Source organism: Psychrobacter sp. JCM 18900, assembly GCF_904846625.1.
GTDB lineage: Bacteria > Pseudomonadota > Gammaproteobacteria > Pseudomonadales > Moraxellaceae > Psychrobacter.
Window position 1 is genome coordinate 610,275 of sequence record NZ_CAJHBL010000003.1, and the last position, 15,752, is coordinate 626,026.

Here is a 15,752-nt window from a genome sequence, read left to right on the forward strand (position 1 = left end):
GGTGACTGGCTTAGCGTAAAGCAGCATAGGCTGAGTTGGCATAGCTGGCACTATTCACATTGCTGCTGGTGCCGTAGCTGACATTTTGTAAGCCACTACTTGTACTAGTGCTACTGGTTTGATTGTTAGCACTGATACGTGCACCAAACAGTCCGGCATCGTTTTTATACAGGCTATGATAACGGCTCATCACTCTTTGAACATAGTTACGTGTTTCTTTGAATGGAGGGATGCCACCATATTTATCGACATTGCCTTCGCCCGCATTGTAGCCTGCGACAGCATGTTCGACATTGTTATTGAAGCGGCGCATAAGCCACGCGATATATTTGGCTGATCCTTCGATATTATCTGCAGGGTTCCAAGGGTTGCTCACATTGAAGCGGCGCGCAGTTGCTGGCATCAACTGCATCAGGCCTTGTGCGCCTACTGGTGAACGTGCATTTGGATTGAAAGCTGATTCAGTATGCATCATCGCTTTCATTAGGGCAGGGTCCACACCGTTGCGCTCAGCGGACGCACGAATGTAGCTGTCGTAAGAGTTGCGACTTCCGCTGTTGCTAGCGGCACTGCTACCATAGCTATCGCTGCTTCCGTCATACATCTTAGAGTCTTTATAATAAGTTACTTTTACTTTTTTCGTGAACTTATCAAAATTTCCACTAGGATTGACGTTGGTCAACAGCACTTGTCCACCTTTGTCTTTGTAGATATACATGTTGCCTGCATTGGCAGCGACAGAAAAGGTCGAAAGAGCAATGGCACTTAGTAAAAGGGGAGATAAGCAGCGAGTCATTAAAGTAGCCGTATTTATCATAGTAAAATCACTTTTTATCGAATAACAGCAAATTGTTTTGCCTACATATGCATTGATTTAGGCGCTTAAGCGGTTACTGATTTTGCAGAATTATTTAGCCCACTGTGAGGACAGCAGCTTAGCAATTATCACTTTCAATAAGGAACCACTTGCAATAGATACAAAAAATAATAGTTGCTTACTATAACATATAATAACTTTTTGACGCATCAGATTGACAAACTAAGTTGTAAAATCAGATTTCTATTATTAAATAACCTTAGATAAATCAATATACTAACTTTTCTAAGTGACTTAATGAGCCATTTGTAGTGGGCTTTTTGAGTTTATAAGTTTAGACAAATAAAGTGTATCAATTTTTTAAGAAATAATAATGACACTTGAGTAATCGAGGTAATATTCAATCTGAAATTAACAGTAAATAAGCCTATTAATGGTTAAATTTTTAAAAATATAAGAATAGTTTAGGCAGGGTTTTAGTGATGACTAGATACCAATAGCGCTGATAAAGATAGGCACCCAAACCGCGGTAACTAACCCGTTCACTGCCAAGCCAAATGCTGCATAACGTCCTGCTGTATGACTGATTTGCCATGCCTCTACTGTACCAAACGCGTGAGCCGCTAACCCCAGTGCTAAGCCTTTGGCTCGGTCATCATTGATACCGCGGAACAAAAAGCGAGCGACCGTACCACCTATCAGACCTGAAACGATGATAATTAGGTTAGCCATTGCCAGTGGTGCTTTGATTAAATCTGCGACACTCAAGCCAATAGGCGTAGTCACAGAACGGGTAGCGAAAGCCAATAGGGTCTCATGACTGAGCGAAAATAAATAGGCCAGTGACATAGGCAATAATGCGCCAACGACACTAGCAATAGCGACAATTAGAGTGAGTTTTTTGACTGGTAAGCCTTTAAAATTCATCGCCGCCAATGGCACAGCCAGAAGTACTGTCACATATCCCAACAGATGGTCAAATACAGGTTTTGCCACGCTGTAATAGTTGTTGTAATCCCACTGCAGTACAAATAGGAAAACAAGTACTAGGACAAGTGCGGTAATGACCATCGGTAGCCATGATAATTTACGTGCCAATACACGTGCAATTACGTGTGCTGCCAAGGTTAATATTATTGCGGCAAGGGTTGCCATAAATACGCTGTCAAAAGTCATAATATCTCTCCGCAGCTCACGGCTGTCCCTTTGGCTCATTGGTAGTCGTACTATCAGAGTTTGCAGCGTGATTGAGCCAACGATTGGCCAATAATGCTAGTCCCCACAGCGGTATGAGCGTACTAACGATCATCGTTATCATCACACCCAAGAGCTCATCTCCTAGAGCAAATAGCAACAGGCCTGCACCAGCAGAAACTGGTAAGAAGGCAAAACCACTATCGACTAGCAATGTATTACTGGCCTGTGTGAGCCAGCTCGGTAACCCCTTGAGCAGTCGCCACGCCATCAAAATGACAAACATCGCAACCAAACCGACAATATTGGCCGCTTTTTCGATGCCTGCCATTTGACAGAGAACAACCGCCGTTTCTCGAACAACGATGACCATGGTCAACGTTAGAATTAACGCAAGCCATAGTGGGAGATGGGGAGAGTGAGCAGGCTTCATAAGCAATTCTGGCCAAGTCAGATATAAATGGATGGTGTACCAAACAAAGTATGTGATCACACCAAGAACACAACGTAGAAAATAATGCTATGCATACTGATGGTAGCAATGATTCACTTTCGAGAGATTAATGCTATCTATCAATATTTGTTGAATGTATAACAGGCGATTATATAGAGAGTAGGGCAACTAATAAAGCCTATGCACCGTGACTGGTCATATCCAAAAAAAATAGACGATATCAATGGATATCGTCTATTCTATTTTAACGTACTATATAAGGGTTTGTGATCTAACAGTATGAATCAAACGTTCATTCAACTACTGTCGCAAATGACTCACTTTAACAATAGTTCTTATTTTATAGGAACAACTATTATTTTTCTGAATCAGCTGTTTCTGAGTGTAATGCATCAAACTCGTCAAACGCTTTTTCTTCAGCCTCTGTCATCGTTGGCTCTTCAACGTCATCAACTTTTTCAAACTCTTCTAGTACCGGCATCAGTAGTGTTGCTTGTGCAAGCGGCAACACATCGATAGGTTTCAAGTTAGCTTGACCCAGTAGCTGTCTTAGACGGTCACTTGGCAAACGAATCGTCAGACATTCACGACCTGTATCGTCGTAGCTTTCTTCTTCAATAACACCTAATTCATATAAAGTGTTTTTGAACTGTCCAGCATCATACGGCAAGGTCAAATCAAACGTCGTCAGTTTACCCGTCAGCAGTTGCTGTACGGCAAGCGTTAGCTCTTCCATGCCAAGGTTCTGTCTAGAAGAGACATAGACGCGGTTTGGCTGTCCTTCGCTAGCATAGCCGATATGTGCAGGCTCATCAGTCAAATCAATCTTGTTATAGACATTGAGCACAGGTACATCGTTATCGATTTCTGCCAATACTTCTTTGACCGCCTGAATCTGCTCGTGCATATCTTCGCTAGAGGAGTCAATGACGTGCAATAACAAGTCTGCTTCTAGCGTTTCTTCTAGGGTTGCATGAAAAGACTCAACCAGCTCATGCGGCAGATGACGAACAAAACCAACCGTATCGACTAAGACGACACGACCAACTCCCTGCCAGTCTAAACGGCGTAGAGTAGGGTCTAGCGTCGCAAATAGTTTGTCAGCAGCGTAGATGTTTTCATCGACCAAACGATTGAACAAAGTAGATTTGCCCGCATTGGTGTAGCCGACCAGTGAGATGGTCGGTACGTCTGATTTTTGGCGACGGGCACGACCTTGCGCACGGGTCTGACGGACTTTTTCTAATTTGCTCTTTAACTGATTGACGCGAGTCTGTAGTAGACGGCGATCGGTCTCAAGCTGGGTTTCACCAGGTCCACGCAGACCAATACCACCTTTTTGACGTTCTAAATGCGTCCAACCACGTACCAGACGCGTTGATAGATGGTTAAGCTGAGCCAGTTCGACTTGCAGCTTACCTTCATAAGTACGGGCGCGCTGTGCAAAAATATCCAAAATCAAACCAGTACGATCCAACACGCGGCATTTCACTAGCGCTTCGATATTACGCTCTTGTGATGGCGACAGGCTGTGGTTAAACAGTACGATGTCTGCTTCGTGTTCGCGCACTAGTTCTGCGATTTCTTCTGCTTTTCCGCTACCAACGAAGTATTTGGCGTCAGGGCGTGAGCGTGATCCAGTGACTAATGCCAAACGATCGGCACCTGCTGAATCAGCCAACAGCTCAAATTCACTAAGATCATCAGGATCTTGAATTTGGCGGATGTCTAAATGTACTAAAATGGCGCGTTCGCCACCTTCATGTCTTTCAAAATAGTCCAAAGAGTATCACCTATTTAATAAAGTAAATGTCTCGCTATAATCAGCTTAATAAGCTTTAACATAACGTTCATATGATTATCTATATATGGTCTTATCACTTGATATTAAAGCGTATTAGCATAATTAGCGATGGTTTTATGTTACAGCGTTTGCCGCGGATAATTTTTTATAAATCTGCTTTATTGCCCGTTTGTATAAAAGTCAGCACTCACTGAGTGAACAAGCTATCACTGAGTGTGCTAACTTTGTTATACTGGGCTCGTTTTTTGACTATTAAACACCCGTTATTTAATCATGAGGGCGAAGATGAGCCAAGCTAAATCAAGCTTTTCACTCAGACGACAGTTGAGCCGAGGCAGACAGGTTGCTGGTATGACCACGACCATGGTCGGCGGCATACGCGCAGCAAAGCGTATCGGTGCATTTAAACAACCACCACGCGAAACCCTACCACGCTATATCCAGACATTCTGCCGCAAGATGGCAGGCTCTTTTGGGGTAAAAGTAGTAGAAGTGGAACCTGTAGAGCAGTTCCATGGTTTGTGGGTATCGAATCACGTATCATGGATGGATATTCCTGTCGTTGGTACTGTGAGCCCAGCGTTCTTTTTATCCAAGGCTGAAATCGGTGAATGGCCTGTATTTGGCAAACTTGCTCATGCCGCAGGGACGCTTTTCATCGAGCGCGGCTCCGGTGATGCAAGCTCAGTATCGGCACAGATTGCTGACTTTCTAGCCAAAGGTTTTTCGATTATTTTCTTCCCTGAGGCGACCACCACCAGTGGTAAAAAAGTAAAGCGCATTCATGGAACATTGCTGCAAGCAGCCATAGATGCTGATGTGCCTATCAGACCGATCATCATCGCTTATGTCAATAAAGACGGCACATTAAGCGACGCATTGCCATACTATGGTAAGCTGACGATGAAAGAAAGCATGAAGAAAGTACTCGATAGCAAAAACGTGACCGCTTATGTATTGCCACTCGCGCCTATAGATCCAGAAGGTCGTAACAAAAGCGAGCTTACCAATTTATTACAAGCACGCATGAATGAAGGACTAGCAGATCTACATTCAAGAGTCCTTAGCGCACCAGTTGAAGACTGATTATTTACAGTTGAACTAGTTAGAGTTGAACTAGTGTAGCTAATCTCAGCCAGTCAATAAAAGGGCGCAAATCGAAACGATTTGCGCCCTTTTCTATAGGAAAATTAATAGAGCGAGCATAATGTCATTTATTCAGCAGGCTGTATTAACATCCAGTCTCTATAAAAGACCAACTATGGCGATGGATTAGGTTGCTGTGTATGCACCGCTTCAATCGCTTCTAAGACATCTGCCGTTAGCTCCACATTGACACTATCGATGTTTGATTTGAGTTGCTCGGTCGTCGTCGCTCCAATGATGTTACTGGTGACAAAGTGACGAGAGTTTACGAAAGCCAATGACATCTGTGCCATGTCTAAACCTGCATCAGCAGCTATCTTGGCATATTGCTCAGTGGCTGATTTGGCCTGCTCATTCACATAACGACCGAAACGATCGTACATGGTGAGACGTGCGCCAGTTGGACGTTTACCATCAAGGTATTTGCCAGACAATACACCAAACCCAAGCGGTGAATACGCAAGTAGACCAACGTTTTCACGATGGGCAATCTCAGCCATACCAACTTCGTATAAACGATTCAATAAGCTATATGGGTTTTGCACGGTAAGTGGTGGAATTAGGCCATTTTTATCTGCTTCCCATAGATAGCGCATCAGTCCCCACGCGGTATCATTTGATAGGCCGTAAGCACGAATACGACCTTTTTTGATTTCATCGTTCAACGCTTGAATAGTCTCTAAAAATGGCGTTAAATCGTCTAATGACTGTGCTGCCATTTCTTCATCATAGCCGCGCTGACCAAAGAAATTCGCTTGACGTTCTGGCCAATGCAGCTGATAGATATCGATATAGTCTGTCTGTAGACGCTCCAAATTCCCGTCAATAGCGCTGCTAATGTGCTCGGCATTAAAGCGCGTTTGACCATCACGCAAAAAGTTCATTGGCGATATTTTGCTTGCGAGAATGACTTTGTCACGCTGTTTGGTCTTGTTAAACCAAGTGCCCATAAAGCGCTCAGTATCACCTTGTTTGTCTTTATCTGGTGGTGACGGGTACATCTCGGCGGTATCCCAAAAGTTCACACCTTCACTGAGTGCCATGTCCATTTGTTCATGTGCTTCGGACTCAGTATTTTGCTGTCCCCATGTCATCGTGCCTAAACAGATTTTAGATACTTTTTCATCGAGTTGCGGTAACGTTTGATACTGCATATAAGTCTCCCTTTTGGCTGTTTTTATCGATATTAATTTTTATCGTCGTGAGCTTTTATCTTAGTTAACGTTTAACGAGTTTTTGATAGTCTTTAAGCGACTACATTAATTTGATGCCTGTGACACCGGGCGGTGTGACTTTAAAGATTTTTACTTTAAATAATACGTCTTGTCCTGCCAATGGGTGGTTAAAGTCTACTTCGACTTGATCTTCATCGATGGCACTAATCGTACCGGGCAGTGTGTTTTTACCTTTGTCTTCGAACTCAACCATCATGCCAATTTCTGGATTATCAGCGACTAGCGCAAACTGAGTACGGCTAAAATGTTGGATGTTTTCAGGATTCCACTCACCAAAAGCTTGCTCTGGCTCAAGGTGTGCGGTACGAGTGTCACCGGCGCGTAGATTCATCAATACTTGCTCGAAACCAGGTAACAAGCTCTCATCACCAATGGTCAAAGACACAGGTGCATCACGATTAAAGGTTGAGTCGATGATGGTGCCGTTCTCTAGTGAAACTTCAAAGTGCAACTTCACAAGGCTACCATGAGCGATACGAGTGTCTTCGTTTGGGTTAATAAATTGAGATTGAGTCATAATAAAGAGCCATCGGTTGCTAGAATAAAAGAATAGAAAATAATGCGTTGGATTACAGTGTTTTTAATTGCAGTACTATAGTGTAAGAAATAATAAGTCATCTAAGACCAGATGTAAGCGTCAATAATGTAACGCAGATGGTGTACTATAATTGGCAATTCTAAAGGATATGAGGTGTCGGTGGTGAATAAACAACAAGGCACTGTCAAAAAATGGCAGGACGATAAAGGGTTTGGCTTTATTGAAACTGAAGCAGGCGAGTCTGTTTTCTTTCATGTGAGTGAGTTTAAGGCTCAGCGCCGTCCTAATATCGGTGAGGCAGTGGTCTTTAGCATTGGGCAAGATGCGGAGGGACGCAAGCGAGCCAAGCAAGTACAAGAGCTTGGTTTCGTACAGCAAAAAATGGCACAAAAAAATCAGCAGATCCGTCAGCGCAATCAGAAACGTAGCCATCAGGCGGAATTTGAAGCGGGTCAAAAGAAACGCTCATTTCTTGGACTGGCTTTTTATGGTGTTTTGGCTTTATTAGCAGCAACAGATAAACTGAGCTGGCTAGTGGTCGGCTGGTACGTCGTGTTAGGGATTATTACTTATGGCATGTATGCCAAAGACAAAGCTGCTGCGCAAAGTGGCGACTGGCGTACGCCTGAGTCTACACTGCATATACTAAGCGCGCTTGGTGGTTGGGTAGGCGCGCTATTGGCTCAGACGTATCTGCGTCACAAATCACAAAAGCCTGAGTTTCGAGTGACTTATTATTTGACCGTCGTTGTGAACATGGCAGGGTTGCTATTTTTATTGGCAGGTGGCGGGTTAGAGACTGTGACTGACTTATTATCAGAGTTTCTATAAATAAATAATTGCATTCACGATTAGCAGTATTGCTACGTGTATGACGAAAGCATTAAAACGATCGACAAAAAAAAGGTGGGTTACGATTACATAACCCACCTTTTTTATTTATAAGTCAAACGGTATTCATAATACTATTTAAAATTATGACCGTGGCATTTCACGCTTTTTTTCCAAAAACAGCATATCGATGACAATCAATAATACACCAATAGAAATACCGATATCTGCGATATTAAAAATCGGATAATGCCAAACATCAGCATAATGCACATGGATAAAATCAATCACATGACCATGTAATAAGCGGTCGATTAAATTACCAACTGCACCGCCCAATACTAAGGCTAGACCAAAAGATAACAGCGTGGCTTTGCGTGGTGCTTTAATCAGATAAATGATTAGAAACAACGACATGAGTAAAGCCAGTCCTGAAAAAAACCACTTCTGCCAACCGCCAGCATCTGCCAAAAAGCTAAATGCCGCGCCGTAGTTATAAGCCAATGTCCAATTGAGAAATGGCTCAATCACCGGCACTGGATCATGAAAGGTCAGCTTAGTTTCTGCCAGCCATTTAGTCCACTGATCGATAACGACGATAACCAATGCCAATACATACCATACAAAAGCACGACTACCATTGGCCACCAGCTTTGGTGTCCTATTTGTTGACTTGGTCATGCGACTTCTAGGCGTAGTCGAGCTACCTGTGGTTGCATGAGCAGGCTTAGGCGAATGATCGACCTTAACCTGCGGCTGCTGGTCATGCTGGCTTTCAGGTGAGTCTGTTGGGTTAGGCATAGTGACGTACCTCGCCATCGCCACTGACATTGGTTACGCAGCGCGCGCATAGCTCAGGGTGTGCGCTATCTGTACCGATGTCATCACGAATGTGCCAGCAGCGTACGCACTTAGTACCAGTAGCCGCACTTACTTGTACCACTAAATCTACAGCCTCTTCGGTATTGGTGTCGGTCGCTTCTTTTGTCTGTGCGATGCTATCAGCAGGTGCTTCGCTCATTGGCTTTAGTGCAGCGTTACTAGTAATTAGTACAAAACGAAGCTCTTCATCAAGCTTAGCTAGGCTTTCATACATAGCACCGTCAGCATATAGACTCACGTCGGCAGACAAGTTGGCATTGATGATTTTTTCGCCACGTGCAGTCTCGATATGTTTGTTCACCATGTCTTTTGCGAACATGATGCGCTGCCAGTCATCATTGCTAATAGCACTTAGCTCAAACGCTGGGAACTCATACCATTCTTGAGTAAATACATAGCCGCCTTTGTCCGAATCACGTTGGTTCAGCACTTCCCAAGCCTCTTGCGCCGTGAATGATAGGATTGGTGTAATCCAGCGAATCAATGCATGAGTGATATGGTAGATAGCCGTCTGCGCAGAGCGACGAGGCTGACCATCTGCCTGCGTGGTGTACTGACGATCCTTGATAATATCTAGATAGAAGCTACCCAAGTCTTGCGAGCAAAACGCCGTCACGTGCTGAGTGACTTGGTGAAAGTCCATTGCATCGTAAGCACTAATGATTTGCGCTTGTACGGTTTGTGCGCGCTCAATGATGAATTTATCAAGGCTAACCAATTCATTGATATCAATGCTATCAGTCGCTGGATTGAAGTCATCAGTATTGGCAAGCAAGAAACGTAGCGTATTACGGATACGGCGATACATATCGATCGCACCTTTAAAGACCGTCTTACCTGCGCTCATCTCATAACGATAGTCACTCGATGCAATCCACAGACGCAGCATGTCCGCGCCTGTCTTATTGATCTCTTCTTGCGGGGTGATGATATTGCCAAGTGACTTACTCATCTTGCGACCGTTTTCATCGACCACAAAACCATGCGTCAGTACTTGCTTAAACGGTGGGCGCTCATAAATCGCTTCTGACGTTAGCAGTGACGTCTGGAACCAACCGCGATGCTGGTCAGAGCCTTCTAGATACATATCAGCTGGATTGGTCAATTCATCACGTTGATCAAGTACCGCAAAATGCGTCGTGCCTGAGTCAAACCAAACGTCTAATGTGTCAGTTGCTTTGTCATAGTCAGCGGCTTCACTGCCTAAGAAGTCTTCACAGCTAGCATCGAACCAAGCTTCTACGCCGCCTTCATTGATTTTTTGAGCTGCGGTTTCCATCAGCTCAAGCGTGTTTGGATGCAGCTCGCCTGTTTCTTTATGCGTAAAGAAAGTAATCGGCACGCCCCACGTACGCTGACGCGAGATACACCAGTCAGGGCGACCCGTCATCATTGATTCGATACGGTTTTGTCCCCACGCTGGGGTCCAGTTGACTGTAGGAATATCAGCAAGCGCGCGAGCACGTAAGCCTTGGGTTTCCATATTGATAAACCACTGAGGCGTAGCACGGAAAATGATTGGCGACTTATGACGCCAGCAATGCGGATAGCTATGCTCAATTTTGGTATGGCTGATTAGATGGCCATTATCATGTAGTGCAGCGATGATTTTTGGATTGGCTTTATAAATGTGCTCGCCGGCAAATACAGCAGCGTTATCTAAATAAACGCCTGTACCGCTTACTGGGTTTTCTACTGGTAAGTTGTATTTTAGACCAACGATATAATCGTCTAAACCGTGACCAGGTGCAGTATGTACCAGACCAGTACCACTATCAGTAGTCACATGGTCGCCCAAGATGAGCGGCACTTGACGGTCTTCAATCAGTGGATGCTGGGCATGTAGGCCTTCAAGCTCGCTGCCTGATACAGTTGCTAAGATGCCGTTATTTTCCAGTTTAAGTTCGTTTAGTGCAGTCTCTACAAGATCCGCTGCGAGTAACAGATTGCCTTTTTCGGTAGCAACCACGCTATAGTTATGCTCTGGATGTACTGAGATAGCCTGGTTGGCAGGTAACGTCCATGGCGTGGTGGTCCAAATAACAGCAGCGATATTATCTGCGATATCTGCCAATGCGGCTACTTTGTCCGTACCGAGCACATCAAAGCTGACATAGATCGCGTCAGAGACTTTGTCTTGATATTCTACTTCTGCTTCTGCTAGGGCAGAGCTACAGTCCAAGCACCAGTTAACTGGCTTCATACCGCGAGTCACATGACCATTGTCATAGATTTTGGCAAGCGCACGTACGATGTTGGCTTCTTGATGGAAGTTCATGGTCAGATAAGGGTTGTCCCAATCACCAAACACACCTAAGCGCTTGAAGTCTGCCTTTTGCAGTTCAATCTGAGTGCTCGCATATTCGCGGCATAGGCCACGGAATTCGGTCGCAGAAACTTTTTGACCAACTTTACCGACCTTGGCTTCGACTTTTTGTTCGATTGGCAGACCATGACAATCCCAACCAGGGACATAAGGCGCATCAAATCCTGATAAGGTTTTTGATTTTACAATAATGTCTTTTAGTACTTTATTGACCGCATGACCCAAGTGAATCTGACCGTTGGCGTATGGAGGGCCATCGTGCAAAATATACTTGGTTGCACCAGCACGCGCCTGACGAATTTTACCGTACACGTCATCTGCTTCCCAAGCAGCAAGCCAATCTGGCTCGCGCTTGGCAAGGTTTGCGCGCATCGCAAATGGCGTATCCGCAAGGTTTAGCGTGTCTTTGTAATCTTGGCTTGGTGTGTCAGTGCTTTTATCAGTCATAGAAGGTATCTTTTTAAAAGGTAGGTTTGTGTGTCGGTTCAAAACCGGATACAAGGCTCGATGTTCAATGTAGTTCAATATAGTACTGAGGGTCACGCGGTATTGATAATGCTTAATTACTAATAGTAGGTATATTGCTCATCATAGTCGGTTTATCAACCATCATGTCAATAAATACCCATTATCGCTCACTAGTCGGTAAATAGTTACGTCAATAATAAATGGTAACGAGACGATTGCAATATAAAATATGCTAGTAAAATAATTCAAAAAAATATTTAGATCGGCAGCTATTATATGACAAAAAGGGTAGGGTAAAAAGAGCTGTGCGAGGTCAGTCCAATTTTGTCCAATATCAATCGTTTATCTACGTCGTATATCCTCAGCACAGACGTAGCTATAAGCTCCTTGAATGCTTATTCATTGAAACATAAAGTACGGCTCAACTGCTAAAAAATAGATGCTAACCATAAGCGCAGTTTCAATGACCATAATGGTTGAATACCTGTTAGCCCTTGTGTCATCTCGCCACTCTCTAATACCACATAGGACGGTGTGACTTGTCCTTGCCAATCTGCAAAGATATTGCCTTGTTGATCATTTATGGTGGTGAAATCAAACTGATGTTGATCGAGGTAGCTGCGTAGCTCTTGGTTTGAGCCGGACTGTACGGCAACAGTGACAACGGGATAGTTATCTGCAGCTAGTTTATTGATAGTTGGCGAGGTAAAGCTGCAGACTGAACACCACGTACCCCAAAAGTATACCAGTGTAGGCCGCTCATGACTCATCGCTGCTAGGTCGATAGTCTGCCCTTGATAATCGGTCAGTTGCAACTGAGGGTTGGCAGGCATGACAGGCTGTCGCCACCAATTGACCACGCTATAGATCACGATAAACATGAGACCGTATAACATTATCGTTTTAAGTATCGAAACTATCTTCGGCTTCGGCTGCTTCTTTGGCTTTATTTCTGTTTGTTCAATATCAGTCGTCATGACATCCGCTTTTTAGTTTGCATATTGTTTTCAGTTATTTTCAGTTGTTCTCAAATAATGGCTTATCGTCACTGCTTATCTTATCGTGATTGCCTATATGATCATTGCACAAAGAGTAGACAGTAGATAAAAATAAACGGCTGAAAATCAGCCGTGTTATTTATAAAGTCTACTATAAGTGTGCGACATCAACCTATTATGGCTTTTGTGCTCGGTTTTGTAATGGATCACCAATCAGTACGCTACCTGAATTTTCACGGCGCTGCTCATCACTCAACTTGCTCGCTGGCACTTTGGCTTTGCGCTTCCACTTTAAGCTGAACAAATCATCACGGCGATCGATTAAGTTATGTACTGATCCTTCATGACGAACGTGAGTGAGCTTGTCTAAGTTTACATCAGAGAAGAATACCATCTCCGTGTTGGCAGTGGTTTCTGCCATAATCGCATCATGCGGGAACGCAAAATCTGACGGTGAAAAAATCGACGATTGAGCGTATTGAATATCTAAACTTTCGACTTGTGGCAAGTTACCTACCGAGCCGCAGATCATCACATAGCATTCATTTTCAATGGCACGTGCTTGGGCACAGTGACGCACACGCAAATAGCCGTTTTTGGTGTCAGTCCAGAAGGGCACAAACAAGATATCCATGTCATCAAGTGCCATCAGACGTGCAAGCTCAGGGAACTCAACATCGTAGCAGACCAAGATGCCGATACGACCCGCATCCGTGTCGAATACTTTGACTTCATCGCCACCTTCGATTACCCAAGCGCTGCGCTCATGCGGAGTAATATGAATTTTGCGTTGCTCTTCAACGGTACCATCGCGGCGACATAAATAGCTGACGTTGTATAAGGTATCGTCTTCGTCTAGTAATGGCATCGAACCAGTAATGACGTTGACGTTATAACTGACCGCTAAATGCGAGATTTCATTTTTGAACCACTCGGTATAACCTGCCAAAAATCGAATGGCAATATTTTGATCGGTTTCTTCGCATAGACCCATCAATGGCGCATTGAAAAACTCTGGTAAGCAGGCAAAGTCTGAGTTGTAATCAGCCATAATATCGACAAAGAACTCAACCTGTTGCAGTAATTCTTCAGGTGATTCGACTTCACGCATCTGCCACTGAATACCACCAATACGCACTTCAGACTTGCGAGTATTAGGCTTATAGTCTTTAGGCTCGTAGTAGATATTTGCCCACTCAAGCAAGGTAGCAAAGCCCTTTGATTGCTTATCATCTGGCAGATAAGCGGTCAAAATACGTTTAACGATAAAGCCATTAGACAACTGGAACGACAAAGCTGAATCGTGAATCTCACGGCTTTCAACGGCATCAATATATTCGCCTGGAGTCAGATCTTTATGGTTATGATAGTTAGGTATGCGTCCACCGGCTAAGATAGCGCGGAAGTTTAACTGTCGGCACAGCTCTTTACGTGCGTCATACAGACGACGACCGAGGCGGTAGCCGCGATAATCAGGGTCGATGAGCGCATCCAAACCATAAATGGCATCACCTTCTGGGTTGTCTCTGATGATTTCTTTTTGCCCAATCAAATCATCATAGGTATGCGGGTTTGAAAACTTGGCATAGTCAACGCGCATAGAGAGTACGATACCAATCAGCTGATCATGATCAAACAAAGCAATCTGACCTTCAGGGAAGGCATCAATCAAGGTATGAATGGTTGTCTTTGACCACGCGCCACCCAAGTTTACATAGACACGATCCATTAATGCCTTTAATTGTGGATAATCTTTTTTCTTAATCTCAGCAATCGTGAGGTGAAAGTCATCTAGTTTTTCCATCTTACTCATAAGTTTCCTGTTTTAAATAGCTATTGAATGTAGGGGTATCAAATAATGGGGTCATAGCACATTGATGTGCCGATTTTTGTGCAAAAAAGTAATAAAAACATTCCAATAGGAACATATTGTCGTTACAATAATTTATTGCCGTATTTACAATAGGTTATGTTGATATCTTGGGCCGTTTTACTCATTATGTTTGGTGCTTGTTTCGACTAACCTAAAGGATTAAAGGATAGCGATTGCCACAATCTACATCACTCTATACCTATAGGGTTTGTGAGCACAGATAAGCGCATAACTTTGCATTATCATTGTACCTACGACTGTCTTGCTATTTATTATCTCAATATACAATCTAAATAATATCTATCAGCATCTTTTGTTTTGCTTGTTATCATAGCAAGCTGTAACGGTAATAACAGTCTCACGTAGTAAATATTTGCTACGTTTTTGTGAGTCAATTTTTTGGTTCAACTCAGGCATAGTATTGTGTTGCTTGTTTCGTTTAGCCGTCTTTCATCGGCTTCTTAGGATTATTTTATTATGCCTTTAAATCATACCAATAGAATCATGAAGTGGGATGACATAGATGACTCCGCTTTGGTTCAGTTGGTTTATGTCAGTACGCTGACTCTTGGCTCGCGTCTAAGCACCTCTATCTTTGATGAAGTAGAAGGCCACGCACGTAACTACAATCAGCAGCATAACATCACAGGCACGCTATGCTACGGAAATGGTCACTTCTTGCAATGTATTGAAGGTAAAAAGTCAGACGTATTTGCTCTGCAAGAGCGAATCTTCGTCGATAGCCGCCATAAGAATGTAGAAGTATTGCTATTACAAGTCATCAATCATCGCAGCTTTGCCGACTGGCGTATGCGCTTGCTGTTTTTAGAGCGTTGGTTATGGTCACCCGCGACCAAGAAACAGGCCGTACAATTATCTCCGTTTTTACCATTTGCGCCGCACGGCTGGTCGTCTGATCGGACTGAGCAGTTTTTGCAAATTATCAAAACTTTCGATAGTCCACCTCATATTAAGGCAGCAGGTATTACTTATAATGCATTGGGTAATATGGTGCGTCATATCGCGGCACCGCATCAGGCGTTTCTGATTATTCAAGGGTTTTTGAGCATATTACTGGTCGTCGCACTGATACTGTTATATTTATAGATTGTAGTTTTTACGAATTATAAACCCAAAAAAAGACGCTAGCCTCTCGGTTTAGCGTCTTTTTATTTGAGATAAGTGT

The 15,752-nt window shown here is 43.6% G+C and carries 13 protein-coding genes; 3 read left to right on the forward strand and 10 right to left on the reverse strand.

What is annotated here, in order from left to right; genetic code table 11:
- Positions 1 to 10: 10 nt before the first annotated feature.
- From JMX96_RS08140 to hflX, 4 genes are all read right to left on the reverse strand, one after another.
- Positions 11 to 817 (reverse strand): lytic transglycosylase domain-containing protein, encoded by an 807-nt coding sequence (locus JMX96_RS08140; protein ID WP_201568503.1) that lies wholly within the window; start codon positions 815 to 817, stop codon positions 11 to 13.
- A gap of 486 nt (positions 818 to 1,303) precedes the next feature.
- Positions 1,304 to 1,993 carry an LrgB family protein gene (locus JMX96_RS08145; protein ID WP_201568633.1) on the reverse strand — a complete coding sequence of 230 codons (690 nt, stop codon included), beginning with the start codon at positions 1,991 to 1,993 and terminating at the stop codon, positions 1,304 to 1,306.
- A gap of 16 nt (positions 1,994 to 2,009) precedes the next feature.
- Complete coding sequence (locus JMX96_RS08150; RefSeq protein WP_201568505.1) at positions 2,010 to 2,444, reverse strand: CidA/LrgA family protein; 435 nt, start codon at positions 2,442 to 2,444, stop codon at positions 2,010 to 2,012.
- A gap of 376 nt (positions 2,445 to 2,820) precedes the next feature.
- Positions 2,821 to 4,248, reverse strand: a complete 1,428-nt coding sequence (gene hflX, locus JMX96_RS08155; protein WP_057758442.1) for a ribosome rescue GTPase HflX — start codon at positions 4,246 to 4,248, stop codon at positions 2,821 to 2,823.
- Between the two features lie 306 nt (positions 4,249 to 4,554).
- Here hflX and JMX96_RS08160 point away from each other — a divergent pair, with 306 nt between their 5' ends.
- Complete coding sequence (locus tag JMX96_RS08160; RefSeq protein WP_201568507.1) at positions 4,555 to 5,355, forward strand: lysophospholipid acyltransferase family protein; 801 nt, start codon at positions 4,555 to 4,557, stop codon at positions 5,353 to 5,355.
- A 173-nt stretch (positions 5,356 to 5,528) separates the two neighbouring features.
- On the opposite strand, the gene JMX96_RS08165 is transcribed toward JMX96_RS08160, so the two are convergent.
- Both JMX96_RS08165 and JMX96_RS08170 read right to left on the reverse strand, forming a co-directional pair.
- Complete coding sequence (locus JMX96_RS08165) at positions 5,529 to 6,569, reverse strand: aldo/keto reductase (protein WP_201568509.1); 1,041 nt, start codon at positions 6,567 to 6,569, stop codon at positions 5,529 to 5,531.
- A 100-nt stretch (positions 6,570 to 6,669) separates the two neighbouring features.
- Positions 6,670 to 7,167, reverse strand: coding sequence for an FKBP-type peptidyl-prolyl cis-trans isomerase (locus JMX96_RS08170; protein WP_057758447.1), 498 nt, complete (start codon positions 7,165 to 7,167; stop codon positions 6,670 to 6,672).
- Positions 7,168 to 7,350: 183 nt separating this feature from the next.
- On the opposite strand from JMX96_RS08170, the gene JMX96_RS08175 reads away from it, so the two are divergent.
- Complete coding sequence (locus JMX96_RS08175) at positions 7,351 to 8,019, forward strand: DUF1294 domain-containing protein (RefSeq protein WP_227676982.1); 669 nt, start codon at positions 7,351 to 7,353, stop codon at positions 8,017 to 8,019.
- A gap of 144 nt (positions 8,020 to 8,163) precedes the next feature.
- Here the strand turns inward: JMX96_RS08175 and lspA are convergent, their stop codons facing one another.
- The 4 genes from lspA to JMX96_RS08195 all read right to left on the reverse strand — a co-directional run bounded on the left by lspA (position 8,164) and on the right by JMX96_RS08195 (position 14,506).
- On the reverse strand, positions 8,164 to 8,820 hold the full coding sequence (lspA, locus tag JMX96_RS08180; RefSeq protein ID WP_201568511.1) for a signal peptidase II: 657 nt from the start codon (positions 8,818 to 8,820) through the stop codon (positions 8,164 to 8,166).
- The gene (gene ileS / locus JMX96_RS08185; RefSeq protein WP_201568520.1) at positions 8,813 to 11,674 is read right to left on the reverse strand and encodes an isoleucine--tRNA ligase; all 2,862 of its coding nucleotides are present in this window, start codon (positions 11,672 to 11,674) and stop codon (positions 8,813 to 8,815) included. The genes lspA and ileS overlap by 8 nt, the downstream gene beginning before the upstream one ends.
- Positions 11,675 to 12,123: 449 nt before the next feature.
- Positions 12,124 to 12,672, reverse strand: coding sequence for a protein disulfide oxidoreductase (locus JMX96_RS08190; protein ID WP_201568522.1), 549 nt, complete (start codon positions 12,670 to 12,672; stop codon positions 12,124 to 12,126).
- Between the two features lie 196 nt (positions 12,673 to 12,868).
- Positions 12,869 to 14,506, reverse strand: coding sequence for a carbon-nitrogen hydrolase family protein (locus JMX96_RS08195; protein WP_102094613.1), 1,638 nt, complete (start codon positions 14,504 to 14,506; stop codon positions 12,869 to 12,871).
- A 537-nt stretch (positions 14,507 to 15,043) separates the two neighbouring features.
- On the opposite strand from JMX96_RS08195, the gene JMX96_RS08200 reads away from it, so the two are divergent.
- Complete coding sequence (locus tag JMX96_RS08200) at positions 15,044 to 15,673, forward strand: BLUF domain-containing protein (RefSeq protein WP_201568524.1); 630 nt, start codon at positions 15,044 to 15,046, stop codon at positions 15,671 to 15,673.
- The last annotated feature ends 79 nt before the right edge of the window (positions 15,674 to 15,752 follow it).

Coding starts and splice junctions, on each gene's coding strand:
- JMX96_RS08190 (WP_201568522.1), bottom strand. CDS start 12,672: ATGACGACTGATATTGAACAAACAGAAATAAAGCCAAAGAAGCAGCCG.
- JMX96_RS08165 (WP_201568509.1), bottom strand. CDS start 6,569: ATGCAGTATCAAACGTTACCGCAACTCGATGAAAAAGTATCTAAAATC.
- ileS (WP_201568520.1), bottom strand. CDS start 11,674: ATGACTGATAAAAGCACTGACACACCAAGCCAAGATTACAAAGACACG.
- JMX96_RS08200 (WP_201568524.1), top strand. CDS start 15,044: ATGCCTTTAAATCATACCAATAGAATCATGAAGTGGGATGACATAGAT.
- JMX96_RS08145 (WP_201568633.1), bottom strand. CDS start 1,993: ATGACTTTTGACAGCGTATTTATGGCAACCCTTGCCGCAATAATATTA.
- lspA (WP_201568511.1), bottom strand. CDS start 8,820: ATGCCTAACCCAACAGACTCACCTGAAAGCCAGCATGACCAGCAGCCG.
- JMX96_RS08170 (WP_057758447.1), bottom strand. CDS start 7,167: ATGACTCAATCTCAATTTATTAACCCAAACGAAGACACTCGTATCGCT.
- JMX96_RS08160 (WP_201568507.1), top strand. CDS start 4,555: ATGAGCCAAGCTAAATCAAGCTTTTCACTCAGACGACAGTTGAGCCGA.
- JMX96_RS08150 (WP_201568505.1), bottom strand. CDS start 2,444: ATGAAGCCTGCTCACTCTCCCCATCTCCCACTATGGCTTGCGTTAATT.
- JMX96_RS08140 (WP_201568503.1), bottom strand. CDS start 817: ATGATAAATACGGCTACTTTAATGACTCGCTGCTTATCTCCCCTTTTA.
- JMX96_RS08195 (WP_102094613.1), bottom strand. CDS start 14,506: ATGAGTAAGATGGAAAAACTAGATGACTTTCACCTCACGATTGCTGAG.